Origin of the sequence: Acidovorax facilis (assembly GCF_050626955.1) — a bacterium.
Lineage (GTDB): Bacteria > Pseudomonadota > Gammaproteobacteria > Burkholderiales > Burkholderiaceae_C > Acidovorax > Acidovorax facilis.
In genome coordinates this window covers 5,029,337-5,049,890 of sequence record NZ_CP192460.1, presented here as the reverse complement: position 1 = coordinate 5,049,890, position 20,554 = coordinate 5,029,337, and the positions used below count along the sequence as shown (strand labels likewise).

Here is a 20,554-nt window from a genome sequence, read left to right as displayed (position 1 = left end):
GCGAACGTCTTTTTGTGCAGGCGGGCGGCTGGCAATTGCTGTTGTGCGGGTGCGTCGGCTAGGCCACCACGCCTTCGTGCGCCAGCTCGGCGCATGGCCCCAGGGGCAACACGCACAGTGTCACGCCATCCAGCGTAAGCACCAAACCCAGTTGCCCACCTACCTGCACCACACCACCCGCCTTGGCCCGTGGGCGTCGGGCTTGGTGCTGCAACGGGAGCACGGCATGCACCGCACCATGTATGGCCAATGCACTGACCGGCGGCTGGCGCAGCAGGGCCCACAGGCCCCGTGCGTCCCGCGATTGCAGCGACTGCAGGTACAGGCGCAGCACCGCAGGGTCGGCGTCCTTGGATTCATCGCGCCCATCACCACGGCGGGCCTCCTCTTCGGCCCGCCGCAGGCGATGCAACGCGCGGCGTAATTGCTGGCGGCTGGCCGCTTCCGTCCGGCCGGTAGCCTGCGCCAGCTCGGCGTGGCTGGCATCGAACACCGCATGCAGCAGCACCGCAGCCCCCTCCACGGGCGTCACACACGCCGCCAGTCGCCGCAGCGCGAGCGTGGCTTGCTGCGCCAGCGCGGCATCGGCCTCTGCCGAAGGCGCGACCGAAACGAGGGTATCCCCTTGCGCTGCCTGGATGGTCTCTGCCGCCCACTGCGCCATCCACTGACGGCGACGCAGTCGATCAATGGCCAGGTTGCGCACCACCGTCAGCAGCCACGCCTGGGCCGCATTGAGCACCGGGGCGTTGGCCTCCAGCGCACGCACATAGGCGTCCTGCACGACGTCCTCGGCATCGGCCGGGCCCAGCAGGCGCGTAGCGGCACGCAGCAAGGTGCTGCGGCTGGCGTTCACCAGCGCCAACAGGTGTTCATCGTTCTGCATCGGGGCATGGTGCCACAGGCTGAAGCAGGCCACACATCGGCAGGCAATGGCTCGCAGGCTGTTGTCACTACCTCCGTCACATGGGTTGGCGGCGTTCAACAGACCGCAGCGCGAGGGGGCGGTCGGTCAACTTTCCCGGCGCCTTGCCGATAACCAGGGATGCAAATTGCCAGCACCACCTCCACCACCGGCCCGGTCTCTTCCTCCAGTGGCAGCAGCGACATCGCCAAGCTGCAAAAGCAGCTGCGCGAGCTGACCGAGCAGCTCAAGGGCTTGGCCAGCTCCGACATGGATGCCAAGGCCAAGCAGCAGAAGGCCAAGTTGCTGCAGGCCCAGATTCAGATGGTGCAAGCCCAGATCACGGCGATACAGCGCGCGCAACAGCAAGAGCAGCAACGGGCCCAGACGGCGAAGGCCGAAGGCGCTGCGGCCAGTGCCGCACAGCAGCACAAGGCCGTATCCGCAAAGAATCAACCCGCTGGACTGGGCAACAACGTCGATACCTACGCCTGACAAGAATGGCTTGCTGAGGGGGCGCTCCCAGCCTGCAAGACCCCGCACCCGGCATGCACCAGCGCCGCATTCGCCTGCGGCGTCCGCGACAAGCTCCGCCCGCCATTGCATGGACAATCTCGGCATGTCTGGCGCACCTACTACTTCACCCCCCTCTTCCGTCCACCCCGTCTTGATCGCCGGTGGTGGCATTGGTGGCATGGCCACTGCCCTGACCCTGCACCAGATCGGCGTGCCCTGCATCGTCTTTGAATCGGTGCCCGAGCTGCAGCCGCTGGGCGTGGGCATCAACCTGCAGCCCAACGCTGTGCGGGAGCTGCACGACCTGGGGTTTGGCAACGAAGTGCTGGACACCATTGGTCTGCAGGCGCGCGAATGGGCCCTGATGGGCCGCAACGGCAACGAGGTGTACGCCGAGCCACGCGGGCTGGAGGCGGGCTACCACTGGCCGCAGTATTCGGTGCACCGGGGGCAGCTGCAGATGATGCTGTTCAACGCCGTGCGAGAACGCTTGGGTGACGATGCTGTGCAATTGGGACAGCGGGTGGTGGGCTACCGGCAAGATGCCGATGGTGTGACGGCGATCATCGAGACACGCGATGGTGAACGCCGGGAAGTGGACGGATCGCTGCTGATCGCCGCCGATGGCCTGCACTCGGCCGTGCGGGCGCAGATGCACCCCGCGCAGCCGCCCATCCAGTGGGGCGGTGCCATCATGTGGCGCGGCACCACGCCGGGGGTGCCTGTGCGAACGGGCGCTTCGTTTGTGGGCGTGGGCTCGCTGCGGCACCGTGTGGTGTTCTACCCCATCACACCGCCCGACCCGGCCACAGGGCTGGCCACCATCAACTGGATCGCCGAGATCACGGTGGACAACCAGGGCGGCTGGCAGCAGGGCGACTGGAACCGGCGTGTGGCGCTGGAGGAATTCGCTCACCACTTTGACGGCTGGAACTACAGCTGGCTGGACGTGCCCGCGATGCTGCGGGGTGCGAAGGACATTTTTGAATACCCCATGATCGACCGCGACCCCGTGCCCACCTGGGTGGACTGCCGCGTGGCGCTGCTGGGCGACGCGGCGCATGTGATGTACCCCGTGGGCTCCAACGGTGCCAGCCAGGCCATCGTGGATGCGCGCGTGCTGGGCGCACAGCTGATTGCGCAGGGCGTGGGCCCGCAGGCGCTGCGTGCCTATGACGACCAGCTGTGCAAGGACATCTCGGCGCTGGTGCTGCGCAACCGGGGCTCCGGCCCCTTTGGCCTGCTGGGGCTGGTGGACGAACGCTGCGGCGGGGTGTTCGACCACATCGACGACGTGCTGCCGCGCGAAGAGCGCGAAGGCTTCATGGCGCGCTACAAGGCGGCGGCGGGGTTTGCGATCGAGACGCTGAATGCGGCGCCGCCCACCATCGCGCCGGGGCAGCGCGTGGCCGCAGGCTGAGGGGTGTCACGCCCGGCGTGTCTCGTTCGTCATGGCAGTCCTGTCACTCTTTTCAAGGACCTGCCCCCATGGACACGCCAGACACCAACACCCCACCTGCCACCCCAGGCTCCGAGCCACGCACGTCGTACCTGGAAGAAAAGGCCTTCAAGGCCCGCACCCTGCTGGTCTTCGGCACCATCACCGACACCCTGGCCGCCGATGTGGCACGGCGGCTGATTGCGCTGGATGCCGAGAGCGCCGAACCCATCGACATGCTGGTGAGCTCGCCCGGTGGGCACCTGGAGTCGGGCGACACGATACATGACCTGGTGCGCTTCATCACCGCGCCGGTGAACATGATCGGCACCGGCTGGGTGGGCAGCGCGGCCACGCACCTGTACCTGGCCGCGCCGCGCGAGCGGCGGTTCTGCCTGCCCAACACACGCTTTCTGATCCACCAGCCCAGCGGGGGCGCAGGTGGCCCGGCCAGCGACATTGCCATCCAGGCGCGAGAGATTGTGAAAGCCCGCGAGCGCATTGCGCGCACCATCGCCCGGCAGACGGGCAAGCCGCTGGAGGTGGTGCTGGCCGACATCGAACGCGATCACTGGCTGTCGGCCGAAGAGGCGGTGGACTACGGCCTGGTCTCGCGCATCATCGAGAACAAAGCGGCTTTGAAGGGGTGAAGCAGCACGCCCCTTTAAGCTATTAAATACATAGCTGCTAGCGCTTGATGGATGACCGCTAGCAGCTTATTTGGCTTGAAATCAGCCTGCGTTGAGCTGCAGCTCCAGGTTGTGCAGCACCTGGTAGCACGGCAGCACCTGCGCCACGCTGGCGTTGGGCTCGCGGCCTTCCTTGATGGCGGCGAAGAACTCGCGGTCCTGCAGCTCTATGCCGTTCATGCTCACATCGACCTTGCTCACGTCGATCTTTTCTTCCTTGCCATTCACCAGGTCGTCGTAGCGCGCGATGTACGTGGCCGAGTCGCCGATGTAGCGGAAGAAGGTGCCCAGCGGGCCATCGTTGTTGAAGCTCAAGCTCAGCGTGCAGATGGCACCATTGGCCGCCTTAAGCTGGATGCTCATGTCCATCGCAATGCCCAGCGTGGGGTGGATAGGGCCCTGGATAGCGTTGGCCTTCACGATGGGGCTGCCGGCCTGATAGGCGAACAGGTCCACGGTGTGCGCAGCGTGGTGCCACAGCAGGTGGTCCGTCCAGCTGCGCGCCTGGCCCAGCGCGTTCATGTTGGTGCGGCGGAAGAAGTAGGTCTGCACATCCATCTGCTGGATGTTGAACTCGCCTGCCGTGATCTTTTTGTGCACGTACTGGTGGCTGGGGTTGAAGCGGCGGGTGTGGCCGCACATGGCCACCAGGCCGGTCTGCTTTTGCAGGGCGACGACTTTCTCGCCATCGGCCAGCACGTCGCACAGCGGGATCTCGACCTGCACGTGCTTGCCCGCCTCCAGGCAGGCAATGGTCTGGCTGGCGTGCATCTGCGTGGGTGTGCACAAAATGACGGCGTCCACTTCCTTGATGGCCAGGCTGTCGGCCAGATCGGTGGTGACATGCTTGATGCCGTACTTGTCGGCCACTTCCTGGGTCTTGGCCAGATCGCGGCTGATGAGGGAGACGACTTCGACGCCGTCGATGTTCTTGATGCCGTCCAGGTGCTTGATGCCGAAGGCGCCAGCGCCTGCGAGTGCGACTTTGATGGTCATGGTGTGTGTCCTTTTACGTGTTCTCGAGAATCAGGTGGCCCACGGCGGTGTTGGACGCGGGCACATGGTAGAAGCGGTGCGCCAGCTTGGGTGGCTTGCCACCGGCCACATCGGCCATCGCGCCACGCGCGATGAGCCACATCACCAGCTCGATGCCCTCGCTGCCCGCCTCGCGCACATAGTCGATGTGCGGGATGCTGGCAGCGGCCTCGGGGTCGTTGATGAGCTTGTCGAGGAAGGCGTTGTCAAACTCTTTGTTGATGAGGCCGGCGCGCGGGCCCTGCAGCTGGTGGCTCATGCCACCCGTGCCCCAGATGTGCACGTTCAGGTCTTCGTCATAGCTCTCCACGGCCTTGCGGATGGCCTGGCCCAGGTTGTAGCAGCGGCGGCCGCTGGGCACGGGGTACTGCACCACGTTGACGGCGAACGGGATCACCGGGCAGGGCCAGGCGCCCTTCACGGGGTCTTGTTCGCCAAACATCAGCGACAGGGGCACGGTCAAGCCGTGGTCCACGGCCATCTTGTTGACGATGGTGAGGTCAAAGTCCTGCTGGATGACCGACTGCGCAATGTGCGCGGCCAGGTCAGGATGACCAATGACCTTGGGCACGGGGCGCGGGCCAAAGCCCTCATCGGCCACTTCATATTCGGCAGCGGTGCCGATGGCGAACGTGGGGATCAGGTCCAGGCTGAAGGCCGTGGCGTGGTCGTTGTAGACCAGGAAGATCACGTCGGGCTTGTTGTCCTTGATCCACTGCTTGCCAAAGTCATAGCCCGCGAACACGGGCTTCCAGTAGTCCTCGTGGGTCTTGCCCAGGTCCATGGCCGCGCCAATGGCTGGCACATGCGATGTGAACACGGAGGCGGTGATTTTGGCCATCGTCAGATTCCTTTCTTGCCCGCGCTGCCTTGCGGCTGGCGGTGCGCCTGGGCGTCGCCATCTTCGCCCACGTAGCGGTTGCCTTCGGCGCTGCGGCCGCCGTTGATCATCATGTTGCGGTATTCCTCTTCGGTCATGCCGGTCATGCTGCCCGCCATCTGCTGAAAGCTCTTGCCGTCGGTCGAGCCGATCTTGGCCAGGAAGTAGATGTTGCCGCCCAGGCGAATGCACCAGTTCAGGTCGCGCGCCAGCACGGCCTGCTTCTGCTCTTCGGTCATCGCCCATTCGTCCAGGTAGGCGCGTTCGTTGGCCTTGAAGCGGACGCGGTTCTCGGCCTTCATCAGGCTCATGCAGAACTGGTTGAGCCAGTAGCCCTTGCGGCTTTGCTCGGCGTCGAAGATGGTCGTGCCGGGCACGTCGAGGTAGGGTTTATCGAGAGACATGGTGTCAGTCCTCCACGGTGACTTCTTCGGGCCAGTACAGGCGCATGGGGTTGTCCACCAGCAGCTTCTTTTGCAACTCCGGTGTCGTTGCGATGTGCGGGATGAAGTCCACCAGCAGGCCATCATCGGGCATGTGGTCCTTGAGGTTGGGGTGGGGCCAGTCGGTGCCCCAGAGCACACGGTCGGGGAACTCTTCCACCACGCGGCGGGCGAAGGGGATCACGTCGGTGTAGGCGTTCTGCTCGCCGTTCAGGGCCTTGGGGCCAGTCACGGAGAGGCGCTCGGGGCAGCTCACCTTGCTCCACACATTGGGGTGCTGGCGCATGAACTTCAGGAACAGTTCGAACTCCGGCCCATCCACCGGCTTGCTCACATCGGGGCGGCCCATGTGGTCCACCACCACCGTGGTGGGCAGGGCGGTGAAGAAGTCCCACAGCTCGGGCAGGTCCACCGCCTCGAAGTAGATCACCACATGCCAACCCAGCTGGTGGATGCGCGCGGCAATCTCCATCAGCTCGTCCTTGGGCGTGAAGTCCACCAGGCGTTTGACGAAGTTGAAGCGCACGCCGCGCACACCGGCCGCGTGCATGGCCTGCAGTTCTTCATCGCTGACCGAGCGCTTGACGGTGGCCACGCCACGCGCTTTGCCGCCCGAGTGCACCAGCGCATCGACCATGGCGCGGTTGTCCGCGCCGTGGCAGGTGGCCTGCACCACCACGTTGCGCGCAAAACCCAGGTGGTCGCGCAGCGCGTACAGCTGGTGCTTGCTGGCATCGCAGGGCGTGTACTTGCGCTCGGGGGCGTAGGGGAACTCGGCCCCGGGGCCGAACACGTGGCAATGCGCGTCCACCGCACCGACAGGCACCAGGAACCGGGGTTTGCTCGGACCCGCGTACCAGTCGAGCCAGCCGGGGGTTTTTGTGAATTCGCTCATGCGCGTACTCCTTGGTTTCTTGCAGGCTCGCAGATCAATCGAGCGACACGTTGGCCTTGCGGATCACGTCGCCAAAACGCTGGCTCTCGTCCTTGACGAACTGGTTGAACTGGGCGCGCGTGGTGGGGAACTGCTCGTAGCCAAAGGTCTTGAACTTCTCCGCCACTTCGGGGCCGGTCAGGGCCTGTTCTATGTCCTTGCGGATCTTGTCGGCCACGGCGGCGGGCAGGCCGGGCGGCACGGCGATGGCGTTCCAACCCGTGACGGCAAAGTCCTTGGGGCCACCCGATTCGGCCACGGTGGGCACGTCGGGGAACTCGGCCGAGCGCTGGGGCCCGGCAAACGCGAGCAGACGCAGCTTGCCAGCGCGGTACAGCGGGCCTGCGGTGGCGGCGCTGCCCAGCGCAAAGTCGATCTCGCCGGTGGAGACCGAGGTGTAGAGCTGCGTGGTCTCCTTGAAGATCACATGCTCCATCTGCGTGCCGGTGGCCGATTCGAACAGCTCCGAGCCCAGGTGCACCGGGTTGCCCACGGACCAGCTGCCGTAGTTGAGCTTGCCAGGTCGCGCCTTGGCGTCTGCCACGATATCGGCCACGGTCTTGTACTTGCTGCCCGTGCCCACGGTGAAGAAGAAGTGCGTCTTGAACAGCGGCAGCAGCGTGTCGAAGTCCTTGGCCACGTCGTAGGGCAGCTTCTTGAACAGGCTGGGGTAGGCGGCCAGGTGCACGTTGTCCAGGATGAGCAGGTCGTGGCCGTCCTTGGCGCCGCGCTTCCAGGCATCGATGGCGATGAAGCCGTTGCCACCGGGGCGGTTCTCCACGATCACGCCCGTGCCCCAGGTGCGCGAGAGCTTGTCGGCCACTAGGCGGGCCACACCATCGGGGCCTCCGCCCACGGGGAAGGGGCTGATGACGCGCACCTGCTTGGTGGGGAACTGCTGCGCGGCAGCGAATTGCGGCGCCAAAGCTGCGGCCGCGGCCACGCCCAATGCCAGGGACAACGTGCGGCGGAGACGGAAAGAGGGAGACACAGAGAACGTCATGGAATACAGAACAGAAGAAAAACGATAGCTATAAAATTAATAGCTACTAGCGCTTATTGAATAAGCGCTAGAGGCCAAAAAGACTTGAGACCGGGGTTCAATCGATGTACCTGAGGCCTGCCTTCTCCAGGCCGGGGCGCATGTTGTACATATCCAGGCCCAGCACGCCGCTGGCCAGCTTGGCGCGCTTCTCGCCTTCAAAGCTTTCGCGCTTTTGCGCGGCGGCCAGGGTCTCGACCGCGCGGGCGGCAGGCACACACACCACGCCGTCGTCGTCGGCCACGATCACATCGCCCGGCGTGACCAGCGCACCGGCGCACACCACGGGGATGTTGACCGAGCCCAGCGTGGCCTTGATGGTGCCCTTGCTGCTGATCGCCTTGCTCCACACGGGGAAGTTCATTGCCTGCAGCGTCTTCACGTCGCGCACACCGGCGTCGATGATGAGCGCGCGGGCGCCACGGGCCTGGAAGCTGGTGGCCAGCAGGTCGCCAAAATAGCCGTCGGTGCACTCCGAGGTGACGGCTGCCACCACGATGTCGCCGGGCTGGATCTGCTCGGCCGCCACATGCATCATCCAGTTGTCGCCGGGCTGCAGCAGCACGGTGACGGCTGTGCCGCTGACCTGCTGGCCGCCGTAGATGGGGCGCATGTAGGGCTTGAGCAGGCCCACGCGGCCCATGGCCTCGTGCACGGTAGCCGAGCCGAGGGCAGCCAGGCCGTCAGCGGCTGCGCGGTCGGCACGGGTGATGTTGCGGTAGACAACGCCAAGTTCAAACATGTCAGAGCCCCTTTGCCTTCAGGCGTGAATCGAGTCGGGAGAAAACACGGCGCGTGTTGGCTTCGTAGATCTGGTGCTTGTCGTCGGCACTCAGGATCGTGGACGCCTCGATATAGCGCTTGGTGTCGTCGTAGTAGTTGCCGGTGGTGGGGTCGATGCCCCGCACCGCGCCGATCATTTCGCTGGCAAACAGCACGTTCTTCACCGGGATCACGGTGTTGAGCAGGTCGATGCCGGGCTGGTGGTACACGCAGGTATCGAAATACACGTTGTTCATCAGATGCTCGTCGAGCAGGGGCTTCTTCATCTCCTGCGCCAGGCCACGGAAGCGGCCCCAGTGGTAAGGCACCGCGCCGCCGCCGTGCGGGATCAGGAACTTGAGCGTGGGGAAATCCTTGAACAGGTCGCCCTGGATCAACTGCATGAAGGCCGTGGTGTCAGCGTTCAGGTAGTGCGCGCCGGTGGTGTGGAAGCATGCGTTGCAGCTGGTGCTCACGTGGATCATGGCGGGCAGGTCGTACTCCACCATCTTTTCGTAGATGGGGTACCAGTGCTTGTCGGTCAGCGGGGGGCTGGTCCAGTGGCCGCCGGAAGGGTCAGGGTTCAGGTTGATGCCCACGGCGCCGTATTCGTGCACGCACTTTTCCAACTCAGGGATGCAGGTGGCGGGGTCCACGCCGGGGCTTTGTGGCAGCATGGCCACGGGCACGAAGTGGTCGGGGAACAGCGTGGAGACCCGATAGCACAGCTCGTTGCAGATGGCGGCCCAGGTGCTGGACACATTGAAGTCGCCGATGTGGTGGGCCATGAAGCTGGCGCGCGGACTGAACAGCGTGATGTCGCTGCCGCGCTCCTTCATCAGCTTGAGCTGGTTGGTCTCGATGGACTCGCGCAGCTCGTCGTCGCTGATGTGCAGGTCTGCCACTTTGGGCATGGCGGCTGGGTCTTTGATGCCGGCGATCTGCGCATTGCGCCAGTTCTCCAGCGCCTTGGGGGCCGTGGTGTAGTGGCCGTGGCAGTCGATGATGAGGCTCATTTTTGGGTGCTCCTGGAAGGTGTTCTTGTGATCGGTCAGGCGGGGGTCATGCCCTGCTTTTGCTTGGCGTCCGCCGCAGCGGGAGAGGCCAGGTAAGCCAGCAACGCACGTGCTGCATCCGCCTGTTGCGAATGCACGCCAACGCCTGCGGAAAACGTGGTGGTGATCTGGATGGCCGGTGGCAACGGGCCCACGATCTGGATGCCCGGCACGTGCAGCAGCTCGCTCAACTGTTGAAAGCCCAGCGCCACCTCGCCCTTGGCCACCAGCGAGCCCACCGGCACCCCAGGGGGCGCCTGCACCATGCGCGGTGCGATCTGTTCGGCAATGCCCCAGCGCTCGAACAGCTTGGCCAGTGCCACGCCGCTGGGGCCGGTGGACAGGCTGATGCTGGGCGCGGCCAGCACGGCCTGGCGCACTGCTTCTTCGGTGCGGATGTCGGGCAACGGTGCGCCTGCAGGCACGGCCACGGCCACGCCGGAGTGCACCCAGTCCACCTTGCTGCCGGGCAGCAGGTGACCCGCAGCCAAAAGCTTGTCGATGGCGTCGGAGGCAAGGATGACGACGTCGAACGCCTCACCGGCCGCCACACGCTTGGCCGCGTCCACGCCGCCCACCGATTCGATGGCGGCCTGCGTGCCCGATTGCTGCGCAAACCCGGCCCCCAGATCGGCCAGCACCTGGCGCGTGGCCATCGACGAAATGCCGCGAATTTCTGGGGGGGTCATGCTGTGTCTCCTGCCGGGCTGCGGGTGGCCCGCGCGTTGCGTGCGCTGGGGTTCCATGGCGCTGATTGTGGTCAGCGCAGGGCCAAACAAGAAGGCGGCACCGGCACTACCAGATATATCATTCCGTGATCGTTGACTTGGAGCTATTCAAATAGCAGAGAGCATTCCCCATGGACCTCAAGCAGATCGAATACTTTGTGCGCGTGGCCGAGCTGGGTAGCTTTACCCGGGCTTCTGTGGTGCTGGACATTGCCCAGCCTGCCCTGAGCCGCCAGGTGCGCCTGCTGGAGGTGGAGCTGCGCCAGAACCTGCTGGTGCGCAATGGCCGGGGTGCCACGCCCACCGAGGCGGGCAAGCTGCTGCTGGAGCATGGGCGGGGCATCCTGCACCAGGTGGAGCGCGCGCGCGAAGAGCTGGGCCGCGTGCGCGGCGCCCTCGCCGGGCGTGTGGCCATTGGCCTGCCACCCAGTATTGCCAAGGTGCTGACCGTGCCGCTGACCCGCGCCTTCCGCGTGAAGCTGCCCGATGCGGCGCTGGCCATCAGCGAGGGCCTGTCGGTGGCCATGCGCGAGTCGTTGACCACAGGGCTGCTCGACATTGCGCTGCTCTACAACACACCCCCTGCGCCGGGCATCGAGATCACCGCGCTGCTGGAGGAAGACCTGTTTCTGGTGCAGCGCCGCGCCGTGGGCCAGACGGATGCCGAAGCCGATGCGCTGGCGCGCGAGCCCGTGTCGCTGGACGAGCTGACACGATTTCCGCTGGTGATCCCCACGCGCCCCAACTCGATCCGCATGCTGGTGGAGTCCGAACTGGCGGCCCGCGGCAAGCGCCCACAGATCAGCCTGGAGATCGACGGCGTGGCCGCCATCCTGGACCTGGTGGCCGATGGCGCGGGCTGCGCGGTGCTGCCCATGAATGCGGTCACCACGTCGGGCAAGCCCGAGGTGTTCATTACGCGGCCGATTCTGGGTGCGAGCATGGATGGCGAGGACAGCGCACGGCTGCGCAGCAAGCTCTTCTTGGCAGTGAGTTCGCAGCGCCCTGCAACGCTCACGCAGCAGGCGATGGCGGAACTGATTCGCAGCACCTTGCAAGCGTTGTACAGGAGCCCCCCCTGAGGCGCTGCGCGCCCCGGTGCAGCCGCCAGAGGCGGCAGCTCTTCGCGAACGTCCAAACCTGTGCAAGCAGGCTTGGAGCAGAGGCCTATCAAAGAGACCGAGGCGTCAGCCCCCGGCCCCAGGTGATGACAAACTTTCTAACAACCGATCCGCATAGTCCTGCCAGCGCACGTCCTGGGGCAGACCTTGAAAGATGCCTTCGCGCGCCAGGTCGGCCACCCACTGCTGCTTGTCGGCGATGGCTGATGCCATCAGCGGCGCCATGCCTGCTTCACCCACGGTGCGGGCTGACTCGCGCATCTCTTCGGCGCGGCGCTGGCCGTGCTGCACCACGCGGCTGAAGAAGTAGCTGCCCTGCTTTTGCCAGTCGATGGACGGAAAGGTCTCAGCCAAGGTGGGCAGCACATGGTCTTCCACACCGTAATGGCGGGCCGTGGCATAGCTCTCCATCACCAGCGCCTCCAGCCCCTTGATCATCACGCTGCGACACATCTTGATGGCACTGGCCACGCCCAGCTGGTCGCTGACCGGCTTGGCGTCCATGCCCCACCCGTGCAACACAGGCGCCAGCGTGGCGGCGTGGGGGCCTCCGAGCAGCATGGGCACGGCGATGCCATAGGGCGGCACCGACGTCATCACCCCCGCCTCGACGTACCGGGCGCCACGCGCGTGGATCAACGCGGCGGCCTGCTGCTTGGTACCGGGGGATGCGGAATTGAGGTCCAGAAAGAACGCGCCAGGCGCAATGTGCAGCGCCACCGCCTCGGCCACCGCCAGCGTGTTGCTGGCCGTCACCGCCGACACGATGAGCTGGCGCCCGGCGCACAGGGCCGCAACGCTGTCGGCCGCAACCACGCCCGCCACCTGTGCGTGGGCGAGCGGCTCGGGGCCCTTCGCAGGGTCGATGAACTTCAGGTCCCATACCGCCACATCGCTCACACCGGCTTTGCGCAGGCCCGCTGCAAAGATGCGGCCCACCTCGCCGTAGCCGACGATACCCAGGCGGTCCACAGGGGGCAGGACTGGGTTCTCTTCGGTCTGCATGGTGCTATCAGGTTTCATTGCTTGGGGATGCCCGCGCGCTCCATCACGGCGCGCCAGCGGTCGATGTCGGTTTTGAGCAGGGCAGCGGCCTGCTCGGGTGTGGAGGTGCGGGGCTCGACGTTGAGCGCGCGCAGCTGCTGCTGCACGGCGGGTGTCGCCACGGTGGCCACCACCTCGCGCTGCAGCCGGTCCACCACCGCGCGCGGTGTGCGCGAGGGCACGGCCAGCGCGTTCCATGAAGCGGCCACAAAACCCTTCACGCCCAGCTCCACCGCCGTGGGCGCATCGGGCAACACCACAGAGCGCTGCTCGCCCGTGACCGCCAGAACGCGCAACGCCCCGGCGCGCACCTGCGGCAAGGTGGGGCCCAGAATCTCCACGCCCACATCCACCTGCCGACCCCGCAGCGCGGTGATGAGTGCGGGCGTGCCGTTGAACGGCACCACCTGCGCATCAATGGCCGCGCTGCTTTTGAACAGCTCGGCCGCCAGGTGCTGGGTGCTCCCGATGTTGATGCTGCCGATATTGAGTTGGCCTGGATGGGCCCGCGCATGCGCCAGCAGCTGGGCCAGCGTGCGGTGGGGCGAATCGGCAGGTACCAGCACCGCGATATCGAAGAAACCCAGCGTGCTGACCGGAGCGAAGTCGGCCAGCGTGTCGTAGGGCAGCGACTTGAAAAGGCTTGCGGATACCGCCGTGCCGTTGGACAGGAGGAACAGCGTATGCCCGTCGGGCTCCGCGCGTGCGACCGCATCGGCAGCCGCCACACCCCCGGCGCCGGGGCGGTTGTCGATGACCACGGGCTGCCCCAGCCGCGCGGCCAGCACGGTTGCCACGGCGCGTGCGGTGAGGTCACCCACGCCGCCCGCCGCAAAGGGCACCACGATGCGCAGCGCCTTGGTTGGGAACGCGGGCTGCGCATGCACCCGCAGCGCAGTCAGCGCCAGGGAAGCCGCCGCAGCAGCAAAGACACGGCGGCGCTGCATGGTCAGTGCTCCACTGCGGTACATACCGCCACAGCCGTCGCAACTGACGCGGCCACGCCAGCGGCCGCCGCGCAAGGGCCGGCCCGCCGCGCTGGCGGCGTCCCCCTTGAGGGGGAAGCTGCGACGCGGCTCAGGGGGGGCTTCATTTAAAACCTCAAAACGAAGATCACGATGCTCGGGAACGCCACCAGGATCGCGGTGCGTATGAAGTCACTGGCGACAAACGGCAGGATGGCGCGGTAGGTGGCCATGATGGGAACGTCTTTGGCCATGCTGTTGATCACAAACAGGTTCATGCCCACGGGCGGTGTGATGAGACCCACCTCGACTACGATGAGCACCAGGATGCCGAACCAGATCGCGAACTCTTCGGGCGTGAGGCCAAAGTCCAGCGCAGTGACGATGGGGAAGAACACAGGGATGGTCAGCAGGATCATGGACAACGAATCCATGAAACACCCCAGCACCACATAGATGACCAGGATGGCGACCAGCACCACCATCGGGCTCAGGCCCGACCCGGCCACCATCTGCGCGGCCTCCTGGGGCAGTTGCGACAGCGCCAGGAAGGTGTTGTAGACACCCGCGCCCAGCACGATCATGAAGATCATGCCCGTGGACACGGCTGTGCCCATCACGGCGCCGACCAGAGTCTTGCGGTTCAGCCCACCCGATAGCCAGGCTGCCACGCCCGTGCCAAAGGCCCCCACGGCAGCGCCTTCGGTGGGCGTGAAGAATCCGAGGTAGATGCCGCCCACCACGGCAATGAAGATCAGCAGCACCGGCCAGACCTTGGCCGTGGCTTTCCAGCGCTCCGCCATGGGCATCGGGGGCTTGGAGCCCATCTCCTTGGGGCGCCACCGGGCATACAGCGCGATCACGATGACGTAGCCAATCGCCGCCATGATGCCCGGCACAAAAGCGGCCAGGAAGAGCTTGGCAATGTTCTGCTCGGTCAGGATGGCGTAGATCACCAGCACCACCGAAGGCGGTATCAGAATGCCCAGCGTCCCCCCCGCCGCCAGCGTGGCAGTAGAGATGCCGCCTGCGTAGCCTGCCTTCTTCAGCTCAGGCAGCGCCACCTGACCCATGGTGGCCGCCGTGGCCAGCGATGAGCCGCAGATGGCACCAAAACCCGCGCAGGCGCCCACGGCCGCCATGGCCACGCCGCCCTTGCGGTGGCCAATCCAGGCCTCCGCCGCCTTGAACAGCGCCTGTGACAAGCCACCCAGCGCCGCAAACTGGCCCATGAGCAGAAACAGCGGAATGACCGACAGCGAGTAGCTGGAGAACGTGCTGAAGGTGACCTGCTTGAGCTGGTTGAGCACCGGCGCCGTGGTGCCGTAGATCAGCCACGCACCCACCAGGCCGCAGACCAGCATGGCCAGGCCAATGGGGATGCGCACAAAGATGAGGAACAGCAGGATCGGGAACGACCAGGCTGCGAGTTCGACGCCGCTCATCAGTGCACCCCCGCTTCGGTGGTCCAGCCTTCGGGCTCCTTGCCGATGCCCAACAGCGTAGCTGTGCGCGCCAGGTAGGCGAGGCAGCCGATGACGGCGCCCACCAGGCAGGCGGCATAGGCCCACCACAGGGGCATCTGCAGGATGAAGGTGGTTTCCATGTATTGCTTCTTCTCGACCATGCCTTCGTAGAGCTTCCAGGTCATCAGCAGCCAGACCGCCAGCATCAGCAGGTCGCTGACCAGCAGCACCGCACGCTTTGCCCAGGCGGGCAGGTGCGTGTACAGCAGGTCCACCGTGGCATGGCCGCCCTTGAGATAGGTCCAGGGCAGAAAGAACAGCACGGCAACACCCGTGCCCATCTCCACCAGTTCAAAATCGCCCGGCACCGGCCCCAGGCCCAGGCCGATCAGCGCCCGGCCCGTGATGCTGGCCACGATCATGAGGGTGAGCGCGACCAGCACGATGCCGCCCACGATGGCGGCCCAACGGGACAGCCGGTAGATAAATGCAATCATGCGGAGTTGTTCCTGCAGAGGTCCAGAAAAGGGGCGACGCACACAGCCGCGCCCGCAGCGCCCTTGGCGCCGTAGAGACAAAGCAACAAGCAGGCAGCCAGGGCAGGCCACCTTTCGCAACCAGGGCCGGCCCGCCGAGCCACCGGCTTACTTGCTGTGCTTGGCAATCAGTGCGCGGGCTTCAGCAGCGAGCTTGGCGCCATCAAAGCCCTTGGATTTGGACTCGGCGACCCAGTCCGTCTCCACCGCAGCGGCCGTGCGGCGCCAGCGCTGCGTCTCGGCCACATCCAGAGCCACGATGTTGTTCTTGGCGCGCTCGGCAATCTGGCGGCCCACCTTGTCGCCCTCGTCCATGGCACGACCGAACATGGCAGCGGCCTCAATGCCGGAGTTCTTGTCGATCACTGCCTTGAGATCGGGTGGCAGCTTGTCATAGCTGGCCTTGTTCATCGAGAACGCAAAAGTCTGCGTGTACAGGCCTTCCTTGCCAGCAAAGGTCGTGTGGTTGCGCACCAGCTCGGTCACCTTCAACGAGGGCGTCACCTCCCAGGGGATGGTGGTGCCGTCAATCACGCCTTTGGACAGGGCCTCGGTCACAGCGGGAACGGGCATGCCCACAGGCGTGGCGCCCAGCTTGGTGAGCATGTTGTTGATGATGCGCGAGCCCCCACGCACCTTCATGCCGCGCAGGCTTTCCAGGCCGGTGACCGGCGCCTTGGTATGGAACAGGCCGGGGCCATGCGTGTGCACGGCGATGAGCTTGACGTCCTTGAACTCGTCGGCCGCGAACTTCTCGACGTATTCCTGGATGGCGCGCGAAGACGCTTCAGCGCTGCCGCTCATGAAGGGCAGCTCGAACACTTCGGTCTTGGGGAAACGGCCGGGGGTGTAGCCCAGCACCGTCCAGGTGAAGTCCACCACGCCATCGCGCGCCTGGTCAAACAGCTGTGGCGGCGCGCCGCCCAGTTGCATGGCGTGGAACAGTTGCACCTTGATCTTGCCGCCCGAGTCGGCCTCGACCTTCTGGGCCCAGGGCACCAGGGCCTTGGCCGGGATGGTGGCCTGGGGTGGGAGCATCTGGTGCAGCCGCAAGGTCACGGTCTGCGCCATGGCACTGCCAGCCACCGTTGCCAGGGCCGCTGCCCCCAGGGCCGTCAATGCGGCGCGTCGCTTGAAGAAGTTCATTTTTTGTCTCCGGTCTCGATTTATCTGCACATCTGCGAGGCCACACCCCAGGGCCGCAGAGAACCTGCGGCATGGAGCGGGACACTGTCCCGCCCCCACTGTGCATGCAGTCGCATCCACATGCCAGTTCTATGACGGACTTTCAGCTATGCCGTAACGTTATGAAACCGGTGAAACCCGCAGACCCTGCAACCCTCGCGCTTGGTTGGTTGTCCGTCACCCCCGCCGAATGAGCGTGAGGGCGGGCATGTCGGCATGCACCTGCCCACCGTCCTGGCCCGACAAGGCTGCACGCAGGTTGCGCTGCGCGAGGCGCGAATGCTCGCGCATGATCGCCTCGGCCCGCGCGCCCTCATGGTGCTCGATGGCGTCCAGCAGCTGGCGATGCTGGTCTTGGGCCACCACCAGCAAGTCGCGCGCCTGCGGCGAATGGGTCTGCACCATCACAAAGGCCGAGGGCGACGCAAACGGCAAGCCCTTGACCCGCTCCAGCTCCCGCGCCACCACATCGCTGCCCACCATGCGGCCCAACAGCAGGTGAAAACGTGCGTTCAGCTCCACATAGCGCGAGAAACCCACGTCGTCCAGCGTGGAAGGGGCCAAGGTGGTGTCGATGGCATCCAGGCAGGCATGGGCGTCGGCCAGCACGGCGGCATCCACCCCGCGCTCGGCCGCCAGGCGCGCGGCCAGCCCTTCCAGCGTGCCGCGCAGCGCAATGGCGTCGGCCACATCGGTTTCGGAAAAGGTGCGCACGGCGTACCCGCCCCCGGGCAGCAGCTGCAGCAGGCCCTCTTGCTCCAGCCGCATGAGCGCGGCGCGGATGGGCGTGCGCGACACCCCCAGCTTCTCGACGATGGCCAGTTCGGCAATGCGCGCACCGCCCGGCAACTCACCCGCCAGGATCATTTCACGCAGGCGCAGCTGCGCCTTCACCGACTGCGAAGCGCCACCTTCGGCAGCGTCGCCCGGGGCGGAATCCGCAAGGAGGGGCTCAGAGAGGTTCATGTGGAGTGTGCGGAGAGTTGATCGAAAAAACCATGCAACCAAGTCTTGGGTCAGCCCGGCGGCCCATTAATGTATACAAACAAAAACCAAACCAACTAGAAAATTCAAAAAAATAGCTTCAAAAACAAGGGCATATGCGATATGCCCATTCGGAATAGCTGCTTTTCAACGATTGAATGTATACATCGAACGGCCTTTTTTGCACAATCCGCTTCACAACACCAAAGCGCTGAAGGCGGCCTGCGGGCCAGGCCAACAACATCCCACCACCCCACGGAGAGAGACAAGCATGTTTCCCAAAAACGCCTGGTACGTAGCCTGCACCCCTGACGAGATCGCCGAAAAGCCCCTGGGCCGCACCATCTGTGGCGAGAAGATCGTCTTCTACCGCCCCGCGCCCGACCAGGTCGCCGCGCTGGACGACTTCTGCCCCCACCGGGGCGCACCACTGTCGCTGGGCACGGTGTGCGAAGGCCACCTGCAATGCGGCTACCACGGCCTCAGGGTGGAATGCACGGGCAAGTCGGTGTCCATGCCCGGCCAGCGCGTGCAAGGGTTTCCCAAGGCGCGCAGCTTTCCGGTGGTGGAGCGCTACGGCTTCATCTGGGTGTGGCCCGGCGACGCCGACAAGGCCGACCCCGCCACCATCCACCACCTGCCCTGGGCCAACAACCCCGAATGGGCTTACGGCGGTGGGCTGTACCACATTGCCTGCGACTACCGCCTGATGATCGACAACCTGATGGACCTGACGCACGAGACCTACGTGCACTCCACCAGCATCGGCCAGAAGGAAATCGACGAGGTGCCCTGCAAGACCCGCGTGGAGGGAGACGAGGTGATCACCAGCCGCTTCATGGAAGGCATCGAAGCGCCGCCCTTCTGGAAGATGGCGCTGCGCATGAACGGCCTGCCCGACGACCAGCCGGTAGACCGCTGGCAGATCTGCCACTTCACACCACCCAGCCATGTGCTGATCGAGGTGGGCGTGGCGCTGGCGGGCAACGGCGGCTATGACGCCCCGGCGGACAAGAAGGCATCGAGCATCGTGGTGGACTTCATCACGCCCGAGACCGAGACTTCGATCCACTACTTCTGGGGCATGGCGCGCAACTTCAAGCCGCAAGACCCCTCGCTCACCACGCAGATCCGCGAGGGCCAGGGCAACATCTTTGCCGAAGACCAGGACATGCTGGAACAGCAGCAGCAGAACCTGCTGCGTTACCCCGACCGCAAGCTGCTCATGCTGAACATCGACGCAGGCGGGGTGCAGTCGCGCAAGATCCTGGACCGCATCATCGCGGCCGAGCAGGCCGCCACTGCACCCCAGGCGGTGGCCGCATGACCGCGCAGGAAACGATCCAGGTCCGCGTCGTCAAAAAGCAGGCCGAGGCCGAAGGCATTGCCAGCTTCGAGCTGGCGCGCGTGGACGGCGCCGCGCTGCCCCCGTTCAGCGCGGGTTCGCACATCGATGTGCATCTGCCCGGAGGTGTGACGCGGCAGTATTCGCTGTGCAATGCCTCGCACGAATCGCACCGCTACCGCATTGCCGTGCTGCGCGATCCGGCGTCGCGTGGCGGCTCGGTCGCCATGCACGACAGCGTGCACCAGGGCGATGTGATCACCATCAGCACACCCCGCAACCACTTTGCGCTGCACCCCGCGCAGCGCACGGTGCTGCTGGCCGGTGGCATTGGCGTCACGCCGCTGCTGTGCATGGCCGACCGGCTGGCGCGCACGGGCGCCGACTTTGCGCTGCACTACTGCACACGCTCTGCCGAACGCACGGCGTTTGCTGCCGAAATTGCCGCATCGGCCATGGCACCGCGTGTGCATTTCCATTTCGATGCGGGCCCGGCCGAACAGAAGCTGGACATTGCCGCCGTGCTGGCCGCGCCCGGGCCCGACAAGCGCCTGTATGTATGTGGACCGGCAGGCTTCATCGACCATGTGGTGAACAGTGCCAAGGCCCTGGGCTGGGCGCAGGACCACATCCACCTCGAGTACTTTGGCGCCCCTGCGCAGGACACCTCGGGCGATCAGGGCTTTGACGTGCGCATTGCCAGCACGGGCAAGGTCTACGCGATTGCGCCCGACGTGTCGGTGGTGGAAGCCCTGCGCAAGGAGGGCATCGACATCCTGACCTCGTGCGAGCAGGGCGTGTGCGGCACCTGCCTCACGCGCGTGCTGGAGGGCGAGGTGGACCACCGCGACATGTACCTGACCGACGAAGAAAAGGCAGCCAACGAGCAGTTCATGCCCTGCTGCTCGCGCGCGCACAGCAAGCTGCTCGTGTTGGATTTGTGAAGTTGAACACCCCCTGAGTCGCCTGCGGCGCCTTCCCCCTGAAGGGGGACGACGCCCTCGCTGCGGGGCGGCCCTTGCCAGGCGTCCCCCGCGTGGGGCTCGCGGGGGTTTGGCTGAAAAATCCTGAATTGATAGCTGCTAGCGCTTATCCATCAAGCGCTAGCAGCCAATTTCACTCAAAACTCACTCTTCCACGGCCGTGCGGATCGTGTCGCGGCCGTGCCGGTCTTTGACGCGGCCCAGGTCGGTGTCGAGCGCGCGGGCCAGCTTGTCCACGGCGCCGATGAAGGCGTTGGCCATCTTGTCGGCTTCGTCGGTCACAGTGACGGGCTGGCGGCCGGTGACGCGGGCCTCGAGGCGGCAGCGTTTGTCATTGGCGCCGGACTTGCCCGCATCCAGATCTGACAGAAACACCTCCAGCCGCGTGATGTGGTCCTGAAAGCGCGTGAGGCGGCTCTTGGACTCGTCCGTGATCCATTGCGCGAGCGACTCGCCGCCGTGGATGTGGTCGTCGGTGTTGACTTGTACTTGCATCAGA

Annotated in this window: 22 protein-coding genes; 6 read left to right on the top strand and 16 right to left on the bottom strand. The window is 65.4% G+C overall.

Annotated elements, in window-relative coordinates:
* Nucleotides 1–58: 58 nt before the first annotated feature.
* Nucleotides 59–886 (bottom strand): sigma-70 family RNA polymerase sigma factor, encoded by an 828-nt coding sequence (locus tag ACQ4MJ_RS23145; RefSeq protein WP_431151137.1) that lies wholly within the window; start codon nucleotides 884–886, stop codon nucleotides 59–61.
* A 159-nt stretch (nucleotides 887–1,045) separates the two neighbouring features.
* On the opposite strand from ACQ4MJ_RS23145, the gene ACQ4MJ_RS23140 reads away from it, so the two are divergent.
* The 3 genes from ACQ4MJ_RS23140 (at nucleotide 1,046) to ACQ4MJ_RS23130 (ending at nucleotide 3,508) form a co-directional block, all read left to right on the top strand.
* Nucleotides 1,046–1,399, top strand: coding sequence for a FlxA-like family protein (locus ACQ4MJ_RS23140; RefSeq protein ID WP_431151138.1), 354 nt, complete (start codon nucleotides 1,046–1,048; stop codon nucleotides 1,397–1,399).
* 124 nt (nucleotides 1,400–1,523) lie between these two features.
* A complete protein-coding gene (locus ACQ4MJ_RS23135) occupies nucleotides 1,524–2,840 on the top strand; it encodes a flavin-dependent oxidoreductase (RefSeq protein WP_431151139.1) in 1,317 nt (438 codons plus the stop codon).
* 68 nt (nucleotides 2,841–2,908) lie between these two features.
* Complete coding sequence (locus ACQ4MJ_RS23130; protein ID WP_431151140.1) at nucleotides 2,909–3,508, top strand: ATP-dependent Clp protease proteolytic subunit; 600 nt, start codon at nucleotides 2,909–2,911, stop codon at nucleotides 3,506–3,508.
* 81 nt (nucleotides 3,509–3,589) lie between these two features.
* Here the strand turns inward: ACQ4MJ_RS23130 and ACQ4MJ_RS23125 are convergent, their stop codons facing one another.
* The 8 genes from ACQ4MJ_RS23125 to ACQ4MJ_RS23090 form a co-directional block, all read right to left on the bottom strand.
* Nucleotides 3,590–4,543 carry a Gfo/Idh/MocA family oxidoreductase gene (locus ACQ4MJ_RS23125; protein ID WP_218300930.1) on the bottom strand — a complete coding sequence of 318 codons (954 nt, stop codon included), beginning with the start codon at nucleotides 4,541–4,543 and terminating at the stop codon, nucleotides 3,590–3,592.
* Between the two features lie 13 nt (nucleotides 4,544–4,556).
* Nucleotides 4,557–5,423: a class III extradiol dioxygenase subunit beta gene (locus ACQ4MJ_RS23120; RefSeq protein ID WP_055398478.1), complete on the bottom strand. Its 867-nt coding sequence runs from the start codon at nucleotides 5,421–5,423 to the stop codon at nucleotides 4,557–4,559.
* A gap of 2 nt (nucleotides 5,424–5,425) precedes the next feature.
* Nucleotides 5,426–5,866: a protocatechuate 4,5-dioxygenase subunit alpha gene (ligA, locus tag ACQ4MJ_RS23115; RefSeq protein ID WP_055398479.1), complete on the bottom strand. Its 441-nt coding sequence runs from the start codon at nucleotides 5,864–5,866 to the stop codon at nucleotides 5,426–5,428.
* A 4-nt stretch (nucleotides 5,867–5,870) separates the two neighbouring features.
* Nucleotides 5,871–6,800, bottom strand: coding sequence for an amidohydrolase family protein (locus ACQ4MJ_RS23110; RefSeq protein ID WP_431151141.1), 930 nt, complete (start codon nucleotides 6,798–6,800; stop codon nucleotides 5,871–5,873).
* 34 nt (nucleotides 6,801–6,834) lie between these two features.
* On the bottom strand, nucleotides 6,835–7,842 hold the full coding sequence (locus ACQ4MJ_RS23105) for a Bug family tripartite tricarboxylate transporter substrate binding protein (protein WP_431151142.1): 1,008 nt from the start codon (nucleotides 7,840–7,842) through the stop codon (nucleotides 6,835–6,837).
* Between the two features lie 97 nt (nucleotides 7,843–7,939).
* Nucleotides 7,940–8,623, bottom strand: a complete 684-nt coding sequence (gene ligK, locus ACQ4MJ_RS23100; RefSeq protein WP_218300927.1) for a 4-carboxy-4-hydroxy-2-oxoadipate aldolase/oxaloacetate decarboxylase — start codon at nucleotides 8,621–8,623, stop codon at nucleotides 7,940–7,942.
* Between the two features lies 1 nt (nucleotide 8,624).
* Nucleotides 8,625–9,659 carry an amidohydrolase family protein gene (locus ACQ4MJ_RS23095; protein ID WP_056742987.1) on the bottom strand — a complete coding sequence of 345 codons (1,035 nt, stop codon included), beginning with the start codon at nucleotides 9,657–9,659 and terminating at the stop codon, nucleotides 8,625–8,627.
* A gap of 35 nt (nucleotides 9,660–9,694) precedes the next feature.
* Nucleotides 9,695–10,387: a substrate-binding domain-containing protein gene (locus ACQ4MJ_RS23090; RefSeq protein ID WP_431151143.1), complete on the bottom strand. Its 693-nt coding sequence runs from the start codon at nucleotides 10,385–10,387 to the stop codon at nucleotides 9,695–9,697.
* A 170-nt stretch (nucleotides 10,388–10,557) separates the two neighbouring features.
* Between ACQ4MJ_RS23090 and ACQ4MJ_RS23085 the strand changes: the two genes are divergently transcribed.
* On the top strand, nucleotides 10,558–11,508 hold the full coding sequence (locus tag ACQ4MJ_RS23085) for a LysR substrate-binding domain-containing protein (RefSeq protein WP_431151144.1): 951 nt from the start codon (nucleotides 10,558–10,560) through the stop codon (nucleotides 11,506–11,508).
* Between the two features lie 105 nt (nucleotides 11,509–11,613).
* Here the strand turns inward: ACQ4MJ_RS23085 and ACQ4MJ_RS23080 are convergent, their stop codons facing one another.
* The 6 genes from ACQ4MJ_RS23080 to ACQ4MJ_RS23055 all read right to left on the bottom strand — a co-directional run bounded on the left by ACQ4MJ_RS23080 (nucleotide 11,614) and on the right by ACQ4MJ_RS23055 (nucleotide 17,709).
* Nucleotides 11,614–12,570 carry a DUF1932 domain-containing protein gene (locus tag ACQ4MJ_RS23080; protein ID WP_431151145.1) on the bottom strand — a complete coding sequence of 319 codons (957 nt, stop codon included), beginning with the start codon at nucleotides 12,568–12,570 and terminating at the stop codon, nucleotides 11,614–11,616.
* Nucleotides 12,567–13,538 (bottom strand): Bug family tripartite tricarboxylate transporter substrate binding protein, encoded by a 972-nt coding sequence (locus ACQ4MJ_RS23075; RefSeq protein ID WP_431151146.1) that lies wholly within the window; start codon nucleotides 13,536–13,538, stop codon nucleotides 12,567–12,569. The genes ACQ4MJ_RS23080 and ACQ4MJ_RS23075 overlap by 4 nt, the downstream gene beginning before the upstream one ends.
* A gap of 146 nt (nucleotides 13,539–13,684) precedes the next feature.
* Nucleotides 13,685–15,001 (bottom strand): TRAP transporter large permease, encoded by a 1,317-nt coding sequence (locus ACQ4MJ_RS23070; RefSeq protein ID WP_431151147.1) that lies wholly within the window; start codon nucleotides 14,999–15,001, stop codon nucleotides 13,685–13,687.
* Nucleotides 15,001–15,519, bottom strand: coding sequence for a TRAP transporter small permease (locus tag ACQ4MJ_RS23065; RefSeq protein ID WP_176887440.1), 519 nt, complete (start codon nucleotides 15,517–15,519; stop codon nucleotides 15,001–15,003). Before ACQ4MJ_RS23065 ends, ACQ4MJ_RS23070 begins: the two co-directional genes overlap by 1 nt.
* Before the next feature lie 147 nt (nucleotides 15,520–15,666).
* Nucleotides 15,667–16,704: a TRAP transporter substrate-binding protein gene (locus ACQ4MJ_RS23060; protein ID WP_176887441.1), complete on the bottom strand. Its 1,038-nt coding sequence runs from the start codon at nucleotides 16,702–16,704 to the stop codon at nucleotides 15,667–15,669.
* Nucleotides 16,705–16,920: 216 nt separating this feature from the next.
* On the bottom strand, nucleotides 16,921–17,709 hold the full coding sequence (locus ACQ4MJ_RS23055) for a GntR family transcriptional regulator (protein ID WP_431151148.1): 789 nt from the start codon (nucleotides 17,707–17,709) through the stop codon (nucleotides 16,921–16,923).
* Nucleotides 17,710–17,998: 289 nt separating this feature from the next.
* Here ACQ4MJ_RS23055 and ACQ4MJ_RS23050 point away from each other — a divergent pair, with 289 nt between their 5' ends.
* A complete protein-coding gene (locus tag ACQ4MJ_RS23050; RefSeq protein ID WP_431151149.1) occupies nucleotides 17,999–19,054 on the top strand; it encodes a Rieske 2Fe-2S domain-containing protein in 1,056 nt (351 codons plus the stop codon).
* On the top strand, nucleotides 19,051–20,016 hold the full coding sequence (locus tag ACQ4MJ_RS23045; protein ID WP_431151150.1) for a PDR/VanB family oxidoreductase: 966 nt from the start codon (nucleotides 19,051–19,053) through the stop codon (nucleotides 20,014–20,016). Before ACQ4MJ_RS23050 ends, ACQ4MJ_RS23045 begins: the two co-directional genes overlap by 4 nt.
* A 183-nt stretch (nucleotides 20,017–20,199) precedes the next feature.
* Here ACQ4MJ_RS23045 and ACQ4MJ_RS23040 read toward each other — a convergent pair whose 3' ends face one another.
* Entirely contained in the window at nucleotides 20,200–20,550 is a 351-nt protein-coding gene (locus ACQ4MJ_RS23040) for an HPF/RaiA family ribosome-associated protein (RefSeq protein WP_218300919.1), read from the bottom strand.
* Nucleotides 20,551–20,554 lie beyond the last annotated feature (4 nt).